Annotated in this window: 16 protein-coding genes and 1 pseudogene; 8 read left to right on the top strand and 9 right to left on the bottom strand. The window is 57.5% G+C overall.

The window, feature by feature from the left end; translation table 11 throughout:
• Window positions 1–104 precede the first annotated feature (104 nt).
• The 5 genes from N2601_RS31405 to N2601_RS31385 all read left to right on the top strand — a co-directional run bounded on the left by N2601_RS31405 (window position 105) and on the right by N2601_RS31385 (window position 4,923).
• Window positions 105–1,484, top strand: a complete 1,380-nt coding sequence (locus N2601_RS31405; protein WP_445945057.1) for an aldehyde dehydrogenase family protein — start codon at window positions 105–107, stop codon at window positions 1,482–1,484.
• A gap of 49 nt (window positions 1,485–1,533) precedes the next feature.
• Window positions 1,534–2,418 carry an NAD(P)-dependent oxidoreductase gene (locus N2601_RS31400; protein WP_260305399.1) on the top strand — a complete coding sequence of 295 codons (885 nt, stop codon included), beginning with the start codon at window positions 1,534–1,536 and terminating at the stop codon, window positions 2,416–2,418.
• A 166-nt stretch (window positions 2,419–2,584) separates the two neighbouring features.
• Window positions 2,585–3,580: a helix-turn-helix transcriptional regulator gene (locus N2601_RS31395; protein ID WP_260305398.1), complete on the top strand. Its 996-nt coding sequence runs from the start codon at window positions 2,585–2,587 to the stop codon at window positions 3,578–3,580.
• A gap of 141 nt (window positions 3,581–3,721) precedes the next feature.
• Window positions 3,722–3,943, top strand: a complete 222-nt coding sequence (locus tag N2601_RS31390; RefSeq protein ID WP_260305397.1) for a hypothetical protein — start codon at window positions 3,722–3,724, stop codon at window positions 3,941–3,943.
• Window positions 3,944–4,173: 230 nt separating this feature from the next.
• Window positions 4,174–4,923 carry a sulfite exporter TauE/SafE family protein gene (locus N2601_RS31385; RefSeq protein WP_260305396.1) on the top strand — a complete coding sequence of 250 codons (750 nt, stop codon included), beginning with the start codon at window positions 4,174–4,176 and terminating at the stop codon, window positions 4,921–4,923.
• A 287-nt stretch (window positions 4,924–5,210) separates the two neighbouring features.
• On the opposite strand, the gene N2601_RS31380 is transcribed toward N2601_RS31385, so the two are convergent.
• Window positions 5,211–5,402, bottom strand: coding sequence for a hypothetical protein (locus N2601_RS31380; protein ID WP_260305395.1), 192 nt, complete (start codon window positions 5,400–5,402; stop codon window positions 5,211–5,213).
• Between the two features lie 522 nt (window positions 5,403–5,924).
• On the opposite strand from N2601_RS31380, the gene N2601_RS31375 reads away from it, so the two are divergent.
• Window positions 5,925–6,062, top strand: coding sequence for a hypothetical protein (locus N2601_RS31375; protein WP_260305394.1), 138 nt, complete (start codon window positions 5,925–5,927; stop codon window positions 6,060–6,062).
• Window positions 6,063–6,778: 716 nt separating this feature from the next.
• Here the strand turns inward: N2601_RS31375 and tnpC are convergent.
• The 6 genes and pseudogenes from tnpC to N2601_RS31345 form a co-directional block, all read right to left on the bottom strand.
• On the bottom strand, window positions 6,779–8,428 hold the full coding sequence (tnpC, locus tag N2601_RS31370) for an IS66 family transposase (RefSeq protein WP_260305393.1): 1,650 nt from the start codon (window positions 8,426–8,428) through the stop codon (window positions 6,779–6,781).
• 64 nt (window positions 8,429–8,492) lie between these two features.
• On the bottom strand, window positions 8,493–8,846 hold the full coding sequence (gene tnpB, locus N2601_RS31365; protein WP_260304104.1) for an IS66 family insertion sequence element accessory protein TnpB: 354 nt from the start codon (window positions 8,844–8,846) through the stop codon (window positions 8,493–8,495).
• A complete protein-coding gene (gene tnpA / locus N2601_RS31360; RefSeq protein ID WP_260304103.1) occupies window positions 8,843–9,286 on the bottom strand; it encodes an IS66-like element accessory protein TnpA in 444 nt (147 codons plus the stop codon). The genes tnpB and tnpA overlap by 4 nt, the downstream gene beginning before the upstream one ends.
• Window positions 9,287–9,581: 295 nt before the next feature.
• A pseudogene (locus tag N2601_RS34350) lies at window positions 9,582–9,779 on the bottom strand (cation-transporting P-type ATPase); the annotation flags it as partial.
• A gap of 1,235 nt (window positions 9,780–11,014) precedes the next feature.
• Window positions 11,015–11,449: a type II toxin-antitoxin system VapC family toxin gene (locus N2601_RS31350; RefSeq protein WP_260305390.1), complete on the bottom strand. Its 435-nt coding sequence runs from the start codon at window positions 11,447–11,449 to the stop codon at window positions 11,015–11,017.
• Window positions 11,449–11,703, bottom strand: a complete 255-nt coding sequence (locus N2601_RS31345; RefSeq protein ID WP_260305388.1) for a type II toxin-antitoxin system Phd/YefM family antitoxin — start codon at window positions 11,701–11,703, stop codon at window positions 11,449–11,451. The genes N2601_RS31350 and N2601_RS31345 overlap by 1 nt, the downstream gene beginning before the upstream one ends.
• Before the next feature lie 90 nt (window positions 11,704–11,793).
• Here N2601_RS31345 and N2601_RS31340 point away from each other — a divergent pair, with 90 nt between their 5' ends.
• Entirely contained in the window at window positions 11,794–12,063 is a 270-nt protein-coding gene (locus N2601_RS31340) for a hypothetical protein (RefSeq protein ID WP_260305387.1), read from the top strand.
• A 22-nt stretch (window positions 12,064–12,085) separates the two neighbouring features.
• Here N2601_RS31340 and N2601_RS31335 read toward each other — a convergent pair whose 3' ends face one another.
• Window positions 12,086–12,370 carry a TolC family protein gene (locus tag N2601_RS31335; protein WP_445945056.1) on the bottom strand — a complete coding sequence of 95 codons (285 nt, stop codon included), beginning with the start codon at window positions 12,368–12,370 and terminating at the stop codon, window positions 12,086–12,088.
• Between the two features lie 201 nt (window positions 12,371–12,571).
• Window positions 12,572–13,387 carry a calcium-binding protein gene (locus N2601_RS31330; protein WP_260305386.1) on the bottom strand — a complete coding sequence of 272 codons (816 nt, stop codon included), beginning with the start codon at window positions 13,385–13,387 and terminating at the stop codon, window positions 12,572–12,574.
• A gap of 979 nt (window positions 13,388–14,366) precedes the next feature.
• Here N2601_RS31330 and N2601_RS31325 point away from each other — a divergent pair.
• The gene (locus N2601_RS31325) at window positions 14,367–15,851 is read left to right on the top strand and encodes a lipopolysaccharide biosynthesis protein (protein WP_260305385.1); all 1,485 of its coding nucleotides are present in this window, start codon (window positions 14,367–14,369) and stop codon (window positions 15,849–15,851) included.
• Window positions 15,852–15,868 lie beyond the last annotated feature (17 nt).

Here is a 15,868-nt window from a genome sequence, read left to right as displayed (position 1 = left end):
CTCGAGACGGGCGCCACATATTTTACAACGGGGAATATCGAGAAATCGTTGGCACGGGCCGCATAGACGTCCGTAGTCCGGCGACGAATGAGGGCATCGGATACATGGCCGTCGCCGATGCGAGCGATGTCGCACGAGCTACCAAGGCCGCCGCCAAAGCCTTCGAAAGCTGGTCGGCCCTGGATCCTCTCGATCGTGCCCGCCATCTTCGTAAGCTTGCTGAACTGGTCAGGGAGCGCATAACCGAGCTTGCCGGATGGGAATCGGCCGTCACTGGCCGTCCGTTGCGCGAAATGCGCGCGCAGATGGCGCGCATCCCTGAATGGATCGAGTATTTCGCGGGAATTGCACCCGGCCTCGAAGGAGAATCCAATCGCTTGCGCGGCAGCTTCTCGTCGACAACAAGTTGGCAGCCCTATGGCGTGTGCGCTTTGTTGACGCCCTGGAACCACCCGATACTCATCCTCGTAAAGAAGCTCGCGGCCGCACTTTCTGTTGGAAATACGGTCGTGATCAAGCCATCGGAGCTTGCGCCGTGTACTCCTCTCGTCTTCGCAGCCTGGTGCACGGAAGCCGGCATACCGCCTGGCGTGGTGAACGTTGTGACCGGCGAAGGTGCAACTGGAGCATCCCTCTGCGCTAGCCCGGAGGTTCGCAGGATCGATCTGACGGGTGGCACCACGACGGGCCGCCGCGTTGCTGCTGCTGCTGCGGAACGCTTGGTTCCGTGTACCCTTGAGCTGGGCGGCAAAACGCCTGTCGTCGTTTTCGAAGACAGCGATATAGAGGAGGCGGCTGCAGGGGCAGTTTTCGCGGCGTTCGTCGCGTCCGGTCAAACCTGCGTGTCCGCCGGCCGTTTCATCGTCCAACGTCCCATCTATGAGCGATTTCTTGATGCGTTCGTCAAGCGAGCCGCCGCACTTAAGGTCGGCGACCCAGCCGACCTCGCAACTGATGTTGGGCCTGTCATTTCCTACGTCTCCCTCCAGCGCATCGAGCGCATGATCCAACATGCGACGTCAGCCGGCGCCCGGCTTGTCACAGGGGGGGCAGCGCCACAGTTCGACGGACCCCTTTCTGCCGGCAACTTCATGCAACCGACGATTTTTGCGGACGTGAAACCGGATATGGAGCTCTTCCAGGAAGAGGTCTTCGGCCCCGTTGTTGCCGTTACGCCTTTTGATACGGAGGAAGAAGGATTGACGCTTGCCAACGACTCTCCCTACGCACTCGGCGCATCCATCTGGACGCGTGACATTGCAAGGGCCGCCCGGGTCGGCGCGAAGATCCGGGCCGGGATGATCTGGATCAACGACCATCACAAGAACGATCCCAGGTCCATTTGGGGCGGCTACGGCGACAGCGGCTATGGCGTCGAAAATGGCTGGGACGCAATCAAATCCTACTTGATCAAGCGCAATCTGATCGTCTCTTCCAACCCGAAGTTCGACGACTGGTTCAAGGGCGGCACCCGATACGGCTGAGGTGAGCACCGGGGGGCCGCCGCATTTTTCTTCTAAGGGAACAGGAATCATGAAAGTTGGTTTTATTGGAATCGGTGCCATGGGGGCAGGGGTGGTCCGCAACCTTCTCGCCGCCGGACATGAGGTCGCGGTGTGGGACCGCTTTCCGGAGCCCGTCGCCGAGGCGGTGGCTATTGGTGCCAGCGCCGCCGCCTCGCCGTTCGAAGCCGCGCAGTTCGACGTCGTCTTCTCGATGCTCGCGCATGATGACGCGATTCAGTCAGTTCTGATCGATAGTGGTTGGCTTGTTCAGCTGAAAAAGCCGCTGATCCACGTCAATCTGTCGACGATATCCGTCAACTACGGCAAAAAGCTTGGCGAACTGCACGACGTGGCGGGCATTGATTACGTAGGCGCTCCGGTATTCGGGCGACCTGACGCTGCTTTGGCTGGGACCTTGCACCTAGTTGTGGGCGGTCGCGCGGAACTTCTTGGAAAGCTCGACACACTTCTCACGGCGATCAGCAAAAAAGTCTGGCATGTGGGTGAACAGCCGTTTCAGGCAAATCTCGTCAAGCTGGCCGGCAACATGATGATCGCGTGCGCAATCGAGGCGATGGCGGAGGCGACCGCGCTCGGTACCTCACATGGCATTGATCGGAACATTATGCTGGACCTTTATCTCGATGCTCTGTTCCCCTGCGGCGTTTACCGAGGCTACGGCGATTTCATTCGGCGCCGCGAGTATGAACCGGTCGGCTTCAAGCTGCCGTTGGGCCTGAAGGATGTTCGGCTTGCCCTTGAGGCTGGCGAAGCTTCGCGCGTACCGCTGCCGCTTGCCGGCGCCGTCCGCGACAGCCTCGTTATGGCAATGGCAAACGGCTATGAGGATAAGGATTGGTCGTCGCTAGCGGAAATGTCCTACGCGCGCGCAGGCATCAAACGAGAAATATGAAACCGCTGAACGCTTGCTCAAAGTTCAAATTGCTTCGTCCGATGAGGAAAACATGAGCGAAAGAGCCTGGAAAGGCCATTTGAGGTCGTTAGAAGCTGACAGGGGGCCAGTTGTTTGCCGTCACTGCGAGCGCGCGCGACAAAAAACAGTGATTGGATAGGGCAAGTTGGCCGAAATTTTGACGCTTAAACTCGAGGCGACGGCACTCACAACGAGTGAAGTCTCCGAATGGCTTACTGGCGAAAAGCAGGACAATTTCTATCGGCCTCTCAGTACCGACAGCCGCGGTCTTTTCTCATTCGGTGTTCATGGCGCCGGCGAGATGGTGGGCTGGATGGGATCGACTTCAACGGACCGCGCCTTTTCCGTCACGATCGAGAATGATGACTTCATGTTTTTTCTCGAGCATGGAACCTGCTACGATCTGGCAACAGGCGGCATAAGGCATGCTATCACGCCCTGCACGGGACTGCTGACGACGGCCGACCGCTATTCCGCGGTGAATATTCACGCAGGCTCTGTTGCGGAGGGATTTTGCGTCCCGAGGGGCGCGGTACACGCGGCCCTGACCAGCACCTTCGAACGTCTGCCGCCTGTCGATTTCGAATTCGTTCCCCTGCAGGACCTGACGGCGGGACCGGCGGCGCATCTTTTCAAGCTCATGCGGTTCTTCCGAGATGAGATTTGCGCCGATCAAAATCTCGAGATTTCTCCCATTGCCCTGACTAGCTTCCAAGAGATGTTCTGTCTGCTGATGGTGCAGAATCTGCCCCATACGCTTTCGGACACCGGATCGCGGGTGCAGACAATTGCCCCTCGCCAGCTTCGAAGAGCGCTGGAGTTTGCGAGAGCGCATATCGCAATGCCGATCACGATCACGGACATGGCAGCGGCAGCGGGTGTCAGCGTGCGGGCACTGCAGATCAATTTTCGACGATTTTTGAATGTCACCCCAATGGCTTACCTAAGGCAGCTCCGCCTTGATGGCGCACGCCAAGATCTGTTGACGGCCATGCCGTCTGGGACGGTCAGTGAAATCGCGCGCCGCTGGGGGTTTATACATCAGGGCCGCTTCTCTCAGGAATACCGTGCTGCTTTTGGTGTCCTGCCGAAATACGATCTCGGGCGCAGCTATGAGAAGAATCGGCGTGCGGCGTCATAAAGCACACATATCGACGCGTGTTCGCGGCTTCTGATGATGGACAAATTGAAGGCGACGGATCTGCCGGTTAGAGGAACTGAATTCTCTGGGCAATTGCACCGGCTATTTCGCTCGGGCTGAATTCCCACGCATCCAGGTACCATGGGCTCCAAGAGCGCTTTCCGCCCCACCATGGTCGAGGCGAATAAAGTTATGGGGGATCCAATCTGTACGGGGTTCATGAACTTGCGCGTCGTCACGAAGCCCAATACCAAAGGTGCCTTGGTGCAGTTCGACGACGGTGCTGAAGACGCGATCACTACCGCCGAACTTGAGAAGCTCATTGGCGGCCGGGCGATCAGCATGCGCAAGGCTCCGGGATGAGAGTTCCAACGAGTGATCATTCCTGTCGGCCCCTCGAAGCTGCTGGATCGGACCATTGCACTAAAGGCGATCACTCGCGGCATAGAAACCATGGTGCTCGTCGGCGATCCGGGATAATCAACGAGATCATCTCGATGCCACCAAAGTCGCTGACGAGGTCGCAGGTGTTGGTTCACCACTCGCAACGCACCTAGTCCATCCTTTCCTCACTTATCGCGAGGCCACGGAACTTGACTGCCTTTGACGAAGCCACATGGCTCGCCGTGCTGTTCCTCATTGTCGCGGCACTCTATGCAGCGGTCGGCCAGGCCGGCGCGTCGGGATATCTGGCGGCTATGGGGCTCTTCGGGCTCGCACCAACGGTGATGAAGCCCACGGCACTCGCCTTGAACCTGCTCGTCGCAGCGATTGGGACCTCCCAGTTCTGTCGTTCGGGGCTGTTCTCCTGGCGCACCTTCTATCCGTTCGCCGTGCTCGGTTTTCCGTTCTCGCTGCTTGGGGGATCAGTGCAGTTGCCGATGCATGTCTATTATCCCCTCGTCGGGATCGTTCTGCTCGTGTCGGGCGTACAAATGATTTGCTCGGCGATAACGAAAAAGGTTGCAGTCGAAGCCGCCGATGCCCCTCCCTTGCTGCCCGCTCTGCTGACGGGAGCGGTGATCGGCTTCCTATCGGGAACCACAGGAACAGGCGGAGGCATCTTCCTCGCGCCGATCATCCTCGCAATGAACTGGGTTAGCGCGCGGCGTACCGCAGCCGCTACCGCCGCATACAATCTGGTGAACTCGGCAGCAGCTCTCGCTGGTGCCTATGCCTCGATCAAGTCTATTCCCTCGGCACTTCCGCTGTGGCTACTCGCGGTCGGCATAGGTGGCGTCGCTGGCAGTTTCGTAGGCACCCGGTATCTCTCCGAGCGCACCCTTAGGTTCATCCTCGCGGCCGTCCTGTTGGTGTCCGGCACCAAGCTTCTGTTGAGCTGAGGAAAGCAATACCGTCGGTTAAGGTACCGCAACACGGCTTTGTGCGTTGCGTTCCTGATAAACAACGAAAGGAACAAACCAGACAAGTAGGAAGATCATCAATCTACGGCGATCAACGAACGTGCCAAAGGTTCGATTCCGTTCAAGGCGCCTATCATATTCATGCAAGTTTGAGCCTCGCCTGCGATGGCGTGACTAATTTCAGCTACCCGTTTTCAATCAGGCACTAACGCCAAACCGCCAGTCGCAGAAAGAGCCCGCTGACGGGCTCGTTCATTTTCATTCCCTCACTTGGAGTTCTTGTGGCTCTGTTCGCCAGCTTTGACATGCTGCTCGTGAGAACCACCCTGCTTGCCGGTCGAGCGCGAGCTTTCCTGGCTCGGAGCGCTTTTGCTCCCTTCAGACTTGGACCCGCTTTTACTGCCATGCTTTCCGCTGGTAGATGGCATGATAAAACTTCCTTCGTTGGTCGAGATCATGATTGATCTCTGCAGATGCAACCACGATCGTGGGTAAGTGTTCCGACGATGGCATCAAAATTCTGAAACGGAATGCTCAGCAACAGCGCAGTCCTATAGAAATGGCTCCTCCACTCAGCACAAGTCACTCGCCGCCACAGGAGATCTCAATTGGCCACAAGCTCGCCTAGCCTGATGCCGGCTTTCGGCCCCATCGCGGAGATGAAAACCTATCGTTAGGACCTTTTAGCTGTCATGTTTGAATTAATATTCCTTATCCTGCGAAAGGCTCGTCCGGAAGAGGAGGCCGACGACCTGCTTGACCTCATGAACTTGCAAGATCTGCTAGGCCGGAAGACACTTAGTCTGCCTTAAAACGGCTCGCGTAAAATCAACGGGTGCTTTTTGTTTTCTCGACCGCAGGTTCGATCAAAACAATCTGAAGATTGAAACGTTAGGCTCACCACAGGCCTCTCATGAGGTGAGTAATGATGGCATACACAAGGTATTCGGCGAGGGAGGATATTTAACGGCAGGTGGTCGGTGATCGATGCCATCACCGAAGACGTAGCCGAGATACGGGGCGTGCCGCTCATCGGCATTGGCAAAGAGCTGGCACAAGACATGGCCGATCTGCTGAATTTAGAGGAGGGCAAGAAGAATTGGGAAGTGGAGGATTGAGGCTTTTGCCCGTAAGAGCCTTGCAAGCAAAGAAGCTGAAGCCATCAAGAACGCACCGAGGGTTCATCTTTCATTTCTTCATTCCCCGAACGCCCGTCGAGCAGTTGCAAACTTCGACACAGGTCCAATCGCCAATCTGCGTTTCGTGGAGCCCTGCCGTCCTTATCTAACGGAGAGCGGCGTCCGCATAGCATGGCCAAGGACGCTGTACGCGCCCTTTGCTCGCACTGCACGTACAGCGGGGGACCGCAGGCTAGCCCTTGAATCACAAATGGCTGCTCCAATTAAACTTCAGATTATGTGTCGGTGACCGACATGCCGGCCATGTTTCATAGGCGAAAGAGCCCAATGGCTGAATGCAAAAGCAATTCTTTTCGATCTACGATGGCTGCTATGGGAAGCGCGCGTATTAACCTCTTCAGGCATGGTTGGGCTTCGCTGGCGATGAGATGCCCCCGGCCTTCGCGCGCATTCAAACAATGCCCCATGGTTTATGGATCTGTGTAAGAGCTACAGCGAGGCAGTGATGCAGCGCGATCGCACGCGACTTGCCCCTTCCGATGACGATCGGCTGTTGGAGTCCGAGGAAATCTGCGACGACTTGGAGAAAGAGGTGTATGCGCCGTCTACGCCCCATTGATTTTAGAGTTTCAGCTACCGGGTAAGGCTGCCTAAGGGCCAGATGTGAGCTCACCGGATAGTATCTGACGAGCTCATTATGAGGCCTTGATGCGGGCGGCATAGGCCCATGGCATCAGCGCATCGATGTCTTTGGCGAGGTGGCCATTTGCGAGGCGGGTGAAGAGGTCGCACAGGTAGGCGTATGGCTCGACGCCGTTCATTTTGCACGTGCCGATCAGGCTGGCAAAGCGGGCCCAATTTCGGCCCCCTTCATCGTGCCCGGCAAAGAGCGCATTGCGGCGGTTCATGGCCGGTCGGCGGATGGCGTTTTCCACCAGGTTGGAGTCAATATCGACGTGGCCGTCGTCCAGGAACAGCCGGAAGCCGTCCTGTCGCGTTAGCATATAGGCCAGGGCTTTTCCGAGATCAGACTTGCGTGAGACGCGCTTGGCTTGCGCTGCCAGCCAGGTGAAGAACTCGTCCACGAGCGGAAGGGACAGGTCCTGTCGAACTGCCCGGCGATGTTCGGGATCTGAGCCCCGGATACTGTCTTCGACCTTGTAGAGCGCGGCGATCCGCACCAGCGCCTCGTCGACGATGGGCGATCCACTCTTTGGCGTGGCCTTGATCAGCTTCCTGCGCCCGTGCGCCCAGCAGAAAGCCAGCTTCAAGGGATCGCCGCCCATCCGGGCCGACGTGGCGAGGTGAGAGTAACCACCGTAGGCATCGACCTGGATTGTCCCGTTGAACCCGTCAAGGATTTCAGCGGCATATTCGCCCTTACGCCCGGGCCGGTAATGGAACACCACGCCCTGCGGCGCGGAGCCATTCCAGCCACGGTCGTCACGCAACACGGCCCAGAGATAACCTGTCTTCGTCTTGCCTCGCCCCGGATCAAGAACCGGAGCTGTTGTCTCGTCGACATAGAGCCGCGTGCTTTCAAACAGCAGCCGTTCAGCCATGTGGTCGACCACCGGTGCGATTTCGCTGCCCGTGCGCCCAAGCCAGTCGGACAGGACCGTGCGGTCGATCGGCACCCCGTGTCGCGCCATGACCTCGGCCTGCCGGTTGAGCGGCATATGTTCGGAATGTTTGGCGACGGCAATCTCAGCCAGAAGGGCTTCGGTCGGCCAGCTCCCTTCCAGCAGATGCGCTGGCGCTCTGGCCTGGATGACGCCCGTTCGACCCTTGGGGCATGCGTATTTCGGGCGGATCGTGACGATCACCTCGTAGCGCGCCGGAACCCGGTCGAGCCGTTCCGTCCGATCCTCGCCGATCCGGACCATGTTGCCGCAGCCGCAGGGACAAACGATGCTCTCGGGCTCGATCACTCTCTCGACCCGCGGCAGGTGTTCGGGCAGTGCACGGGCCTTACGCTCCTTGCGAGGAACGGCCTTGTCCGGATCGGATGCGCTGGCTTCGATCTTTTTCTCGACGGCGGCAATCCGCGCCTGTGTTTCGGCAATCGCCGTTTCAAGGTCTTCCAGCGCCAGTTCCATCTGCGCCGGATCGAGCTTTTCCGATTTCGGCCCGAACTTCGTGCGCCGATAGTCGTGAACCTGCCCCTCAAGCTTCTCGATCAGTTCCTTCAGCTCGGTGATGAACGCGTCCTTTTCGGCGACCACCGCTTGCTCATGCTGACGTGCCGCACGCTCGACCGACAGCTCGAACTGCACGTCCGCAAAGGCTTTCAAAACCTCGGGAGGAAGGTCCGGGAACTGGCTAAGATCGATCGGCTGCGACATGCAGCTTCATAGCAAATCGAAGCAGAAAAACCCAATAAAACAATACAAAAACAGGACGGCTGAGTCATCCTGCCGCAGTCGGCGCTGTTACCCGTTGCGCCATGACCCGTCGCCAATCAAGCCCTTCGAATAAGGCTTCGTATTGACCCCTGGAAAGACGCATCGTCCCATCCTGAACCTTGGGCCAGGCAAAGCTACCCTGTTCCAGAATTTTGTAGGTCAGCACCATTCCGGTGCCATCCCACACCAGGATTTTGAGGCGATCGCCGCGCTTCGACCGGAAGATCACGGTCACCCCGGAATGCGGATCGAGCTTCAACTCGGTCTGCACCATCAGAGCCAGCGCCTGATGCCCACAGCGGAAGTCCACCGGACGCGTTGCAATCAGGATCGGCAGTCGTTGGCCCGCGACAATCATGCCGCCCCTCGCATGGCTCGCACCAGAGCCGCCACACGTTCAACCGGCACATCGTCGGGAACCCGCATCACAACGTCCGGGCCGATCTCCAACGTCAGGACCGACGAAGCCGCCTCCGGCAGCGGCGGCGCCAAAACATTCACAGCCGCGCTCGGCTCTGCCGCAATCGCCAAAGGCACAAATGCAGGCTCGGCATCGCCGCTCTCCGACAGCCCCGACATAGACTCAAAAGGCAGGGCCAGAGTGCCCTCGCGCACTTGCCGGCGCCACAAGGAAAGCTGGTGCGGAACAACGTCATGACGGCGCGCGACATCAACGACACGAGCACCAGGCTCAAGGCTTTCCGCTACGATCCGCGCCTTCACATCATCTGGCCAACGCCGGTTTCCGCGGCGCGGCTGGACAACTTCGTAGCGCCCAACAAATCCATCATCTGCCATGCAAATCTCCAGATAGTCCTGGAAACCTTCTCGCACACGCAGCAAGCCTCAAAATATAGCCAATCCAATGGGGCGGAGGCGGCGCTTACAAAGAGGTTGAGCTCTATCTAAGATTTTCCGCTCATGTGCGTGGCTGACAGATTTCCGCGCAACGCGTTGGCGTAGCGCATGTGTCAGCGACAAGATGCCGGTTTGGGGCGGTATTCGGATCGAAGTCGCATCGACCACCGACGGTGCTGAAATCGAGCGGCGCATCGTATCTCATCAGGCGTCCGGCATTGGCGAACACCAGCAAGACAATCAGAGGTTTGAAGCCGCTCTTCGTTTCCTCCAAAACATGTTTCAACTTATCGGCGGGTAGGGCCTCAGCCGTGACATCGGTCATGCCGATATCATCCTCCCCGACTGGCAGTCGCCGCTTAGCAGCAGTTGCCGATTGAGCCCGAGCGCCTAACTCCGTCATCGCCACCGCAGCTTGCGGCTTGACTATATCCAATTAGCCATTTGGGAAGGGGGACGTGACCGGCAGCCGACGACGTTAGCCTGCGCGCCTGCTTTGGCAGGTCCGTCTTGCCCGGACACTGCCGCCCTTCATTCTCCTGAGCTGACCGGAGCGCGGTCTTGTTTGAATTCGCTAGCTTTTGATCATCCGTCGGTCCATGCGGGTAAAATACCCTATCGAAAAAGGAGGCATCAAGATCATCAAACCAGCCAGCAGCAGTCGCGAAAAAGCGGATGCGTTGACCAGGAAGCAGCCCATTTTTGAATTCCGGGCGCCTAGCTTGAATATGCCCCTGAGGCTGTCGGCTTTCTGCCTTCTCCGTCCGACCCCATGATGCTGATGGTCGGATTGCTCGACCTCAACAATGCGCTGAACCCCTGAGCGGACTCATCAATAATTTCGGTTGAGTGCATTGCAACTCGCTTCTAAACCGCCGAAATTGCGCAAGAACGTCCTGACATTAAATGGGGTCACGTGAGTCCTGATCCCTTCAAGACGCTTTGTTGGGCCTCAAGCAAGCTCTTGGGGATCCCGGTACCGATCGCCGATCTCCTGCATGAGTCATGCGATCCTGGAGCGGCGGTGTGAATCTGACAAAAGCATTCGAGATTTTTACATAGTCAATGAATAATCGACTATGTTTAAAAGTGGTGCAGATCTCGCTGCGGTAGCCACGATCAAAATCACAACTCCGTCTGTGGTTGCCTAAATCGTTTTTCGTAAGCCGCTATAAAGGCGGCCGGAATCGGCCGGGGAAATCGGGTGAAATTTTGAGGGCGCAAAGCGCCTCAGCCAGGCTATTAAACATAAACTTGATCTTGGATAACATAAGGAATCAGGGCAGTCATGCCGCCGCGGCGGAAAGCGGCAGATCTGATTGCCTTTGGCCAATCGAAGCTCGCGGTCATGCAGGGATTCCGTCGCATTTGGCAGATCCGGACTGATCTCGGCGGAACACATGTGCGATCTCGGCCTGGCTGATCTTCTTCCTATGCATGCGCGCTGGGAGGGGATTTTCCCATGTTCAACTACACATAAGAGCGCGCTGCTTCCATCCTCAAGATTGCGAACTGCGCAATACGCCGCAGCGGTAATTGAGCAAATTGTCTGAGATGATGCTCGGCGCATGACTTTCGCGTCCAGTTTGTGAACGTCAGAACCCTCCTCAAAACGCGCCATGTCATTGATTGTTGTTCGGAGTCATACGAGCGATTTCTGTCGGATTCTCAAGAAGCCGATATCGAATGCTCCCACGGATTGACGAGTGCAACTCCCATGCCCTCGAAATCTTTGACGTTGCGCGTGACCAGCGTCATTCGACGGGTGAAGGCTGTCGCTGCAATATAGGCGTCGTTGATCGGTTTGGGATTGGGCACATGCCATCGGGCCGCCTGAACGGCGGCCGCCTCGTCCAGAGGCAGGATGCGGCCGGAAAATGCAGTGAGAACGGTATTTTCCAGCCAGTTGCGCAGTACCCTGCCGGCGACTGCATCATTATGCTCCACCAGCCGAACGCCGATCTCCAATTCGTGCAGGACGACAGATGAAATGAAGGTCTCGGCGGGATCGACGGTTTCGTTCCAGACCACGACGTTGGGATCAGCCTTGCCGCTGGCGACCTTGCGTAATTCTGACATGACATTGGTATCGAGCAGCAGCATCAGGACAGGTCAACCGGTTGGGCATGTTCATGGCGTTGTGGGAGCGGCAGGTCAATATCTTCCGCATCCGGCGCCGCCAGCATGTCACCGAGCGTCCGCATCTTACCTGTGAGGCGCTTGTACTCGTCAAACGACAGGAGAACGTGCGCAGGCCGTCCCCTGTCGGTAATGATCACTGGTCCGTCCTTGGCGGCGCGCTTTGCGCGGCCAAGATCCTGATTGAGTTCTCGTCCTGATAACGTGGTGATGGTCATGGCGAGTCTCCAAAATCCCGTGGTTACGTAACCACATTTAGTCCGCGTGGACAGGAATTGCAAGATGCTGCGCCTGGCGGGGCGCCGGTCATGATCTCCAAGGTTTTACAGCGGGTAGGCCGATCCCGGAAAGAAGAGTACCTGGAGATCAGCGTAGATGAGGTATTTCATGCCCCATTTTTACCGGCCGCAAGGGAGCATTTCGATCGTTCGTTCCTCTATGCCGCCCGAACAGCAATGGCATTATCAGGTACGGAGTTCACTCGTACCGACTGCGCGCCGCACCCACCATTGCCGAACCCGCAGTCAATTCTGGTCGCTGAGGGAAATGCTGAAAAGCAACAGATGCGCTGGGGCTGAGGAGGGGCTACAGCTTCCTAATTCAGTCGACGATGCGTAAGGCCGATTGGTGGGGTAAGTTCCGTGCCGTCTCGGCAGCGACCTTGACGACCGTGGCCGGCTTTGCCGCAACGGTCGCCTTTTCGCCGGGAACATAACCGGCGCCGATCGCGACGTTCAAAGAGATGTAGTCGAACGCGCTCTGCTGAACGACCTCAGCGAGGCTTTCCTGCGCGTCAGAAACCGAACGCTGCGCGTCGAGAACGTCAAGCAGCGAAGAGGCGCCGTCCTTATAGCTTACCGCCGAAAGGTCGACGAGCCTCCTCATAGGACTTCGTCGCCTGCCTCGGGCCGCCACCATTGAGGACCTTGCAGAACTCGCAGGCAACGCGATGAGGCATCGACCGGTGTTGGTCTGATATCGGGGGATGGCGAGGCTCGATCGTGCAATCCTTTGCCGTCCGAATTAGGTTCGGATCCCGAGCAATCAGATCGTTCACCTAGACCGCAACATTAATCGATATCAATCCTAGCAGAACATGAAATCCGACGCAGTCAGGCCGAGGCCGGCCAAATGGAGCAAACTTTGCACGTTGCTCAAGTGCGCGAAGTCGTCCACGTGGTTTTCGGAGGTAACATAACCCAGATCCGCCGTCATTGTGTTGTAATTAAAATAGGCAACGACATCACCTGCGGCCTCGCCGGAGATATCCCTGGCTGCAGCTGAACCATCGGCGAAGCTGTGATCGGTGATCACGACGACGTGCTCGCCGTTCGCGCCATTGGCGGGGCCGCTATAGAACGTGTCCACGTGATTGCCGGGCGCCGCATGATTAACGAAATTCGCCGCAAGACCATCGCTGCCAAGGCCTACCGCGTCGAAGGCGAAGGTATCTTGCATGGGGTCGAAATCAACAATGCTGGTGTGATCCGATTTTGGCTCGTAGTTTGGATCGAACCCCGCCATCGGGTTGTGGAATTGGAACACAAAGGTGTCGTGGCCGGCATCACCGGTCAGAGAGTCCCTACCGTCGCCCGCGAACAGGACGTCATCGCCGGAGCCGCCGTAGAGCTTGTCGTTGTCGCCACCGAGGAGGGCCGTAGCGAGCATGCGCAGTTTGTCGAGGCCATTGTCGCCGTAGAGGTAGTCGTTGCCCTCGTCGCCAAACACGTGGTCATTGCCCGCGCCACCGAAGACTCGGTCATTTCCCTCTCCGGCCGAGATGGAGTCATTGCCGGGACCACCGTCGATCCAGTCATTTCCCGTCGGATCGACCATTATGTCGTCACCGTTGCTGCCAAAGAGACTGTTGCTGCCGGGGCCGCCTAGAATTGTTTTTTCCATCGCCAATCCTCCTTATGAAACAGCCCCAACACACTCATTCATATGCCTTGCCGGACGGTTAGAGTAATTGTTTGTTTAGATAAGACACATCGACGTGACGGATGCATCCACGTTCGGTGCACCTCAAATTGATCTGACCTCTGGAGGTAATCACCCAGATCGTGCGAAATGGTTGATGGTAGGGCATTTCATCCTTACGCCGGTTCAGGCGGAGGCGACCAGCAACAAGACCGTTCATGCGTCGTCCAAAGTCAGCCAACTGTGTCGCTCACATAATCCGCGGAACCGCACGCCTGGCAATGCAAATAGATGAACTTGCCAGCGATGGCGAAACCGATCCGTCTATGTTGGCGAGTGCGTAAATCGAAATCGTCCATGGAACACGCGAATAGGGGAGGACGGCAACCACCCCATCTGACTTGTCCGAAGGTCGCGGCCCGCTTTCGATCCATCAAGCAAATGCGTTCCATCGGAACAATCAATTTTGCGGAGAGACTAGGGGGCTATACCGCTCCTCTGGGATGTAGCGGAACTATCAAAAGGAGACTCCAAGAGCAGATCAGTGAGCGAAACGCCGCTCCACTACGGCGGCAGCCGGCGATAACCCTTGCCCATAGGACCACAGCCCCCAAGACTTCGACGCGTATTCAGTGGGCCGAAGCTTAATGCCCGCGCCGAATTGCCTTAGTAGGCCCTGCCGTCATTTCGCGCCTTACCTGAAACGACCTCCATCACGCCAAGGCTTAAATCCATCGCCATGACGATCCCAAAATGAGGCGAGAATGAACTGAAACTGATGCGAAAATGAATTTTGAAGCGTTGACATACCGCTTCTTCGAACTAGTTCTCCGCTGGCCGGGGTCCGCCATGCATACAATCAGGCAATCCGCATTGCCGTATCGACGTAAATAGTTGATACGAAAGGGAGTTTTTCGCGGTAAAACTGCCGCACCATAGCGTAACGGGGCTTCAGGATCGCATGAACAGCATCACGGGACGGCTCGTCAAGGGAAGCATGTGGTTAAGCTTGTCTCGGACGATCGTGAACGGGCTTGCGACCCTCAGCACATTCGTTCTGGCACGATATCTGTCACCCTCTGACTTCGGCGTAGTCGCTCTCGGCATGACGATCCTCCTGATCGTCACGACTGTTACCGAGCTTTCGCTTTCCGAAGCATTGATCCGTCATGCGGCACCGGACGAATCTCATTTCAGCGCCGCTTGGACCCTCAATGCCGCGCGCGGGCTGGCGATTTGCATACTGTTTGCGATCTTTGCCTATCCCACCGCCGTCCTGTTCAACGAGCCCAGATTGACGGGTGTGATGCTGGCCCTCGGGGTCAGCATGCTGATGGGCGGTCTCACCAATCCACGGCGGATCATGCTTCAGCGAGATCTGATCTTCTGGCAGGAGTTCGTGCTTGCCGTTTCACAAAAGCTCGCCGGCTTCCTTGTCTCAGTGGCAATCGCGGTTATCTATCAAAGCTACTGGGCGCTGGTCGCCGGTACGCTCATAAGCCAGGCGACGAACGTCATCGTCTCCTATCTCGTATTGCCGTTCCGGCCGAGGATCACCTTTCAGCATATGCGGGAGTTCTTCTCCTTCTCCGCCTGGCTGACCGCCGGCCAAATCGTCAGCACGCTCAACTGGCGTTTCGATTACTTGCTGGTCGGCAAGATGCTCGGCGGGGTTCAGCTCGGCTATTATTCCGTGGGCAGCAACCTCGCCATGATGCCGACCCGGGAAGCGACTGCGCCGCTTACCCAGACGATCTATCCAGCGTTCGCAGGCATTCGCAACGACCCCGACAGGCTGGCCGCCGCTTATCAGCGCGTGCAGGCGCTCGTTGCCGCCGTTGCGCTTCCCGCCGGCATTGGCGTAGCAGTGACCGCCGATCCGCTGGTCCGGCTCGCATTGGGTGACAAGTGGGCACCGGTCATTTTCATCATCCAGTCGCTTGCCTCGGTTTTCGCGCTGCAGACACTGGGTTCCCTGGTTCAGCCGCTCGGAATGGCAAAGGGTGAGACGCGGGTGTTGTTCGTGCGCGATACCCAGATGTTCTGCCTGCGGGTGCCAATCATGGTTGCCGGCCTGATGCTATATGGCCTTCCCGGTGTCATCTTCGGTCGCGTCTTTACCGGCCTTTTCAGCACTCTTGTCAACATGATGCTCGTACGGCGCTTCACCGGCATTTCCGTATTGAAACAATTGTCGGTGAACCTTCGGGCGCTCGCAAGCGTCGCAGTGATGGCGGCTGGCGTCTCACTCGCTTCAAGTCAACTGGCGGCGAGCGACGACAAGCTCGTGCTCGTCACGCACCTGTCATTGCTGATCCTGCTTGGAGGCCTGCTCTACTGCGGCTCGACCTTGCTGCTGTGGATGTTGATGAAACGGCCGGCCGGCCCCGAAAAGGAGGTTCGAATCATACTCGGCAAAGTGCTGCCGAGACTACGTCTTGTCTGAAGAAGGTGCGGCCGACG

Origin of the sequence: Rhizobium sp. CB3060 (assembly GCF_025200735.1) — a bacterium.
Taxonomy (GTDB): domain Bacteria; phylum Pseudomonadota; class Alphaproteobacteria; order Rhizobiales; family Rhizobiaceae; genus Rhizobium.
Note: the sequence above shows the minus strand (reverse complement) of the source record. Positions and strands in the feature narration are given on the sequence as shown.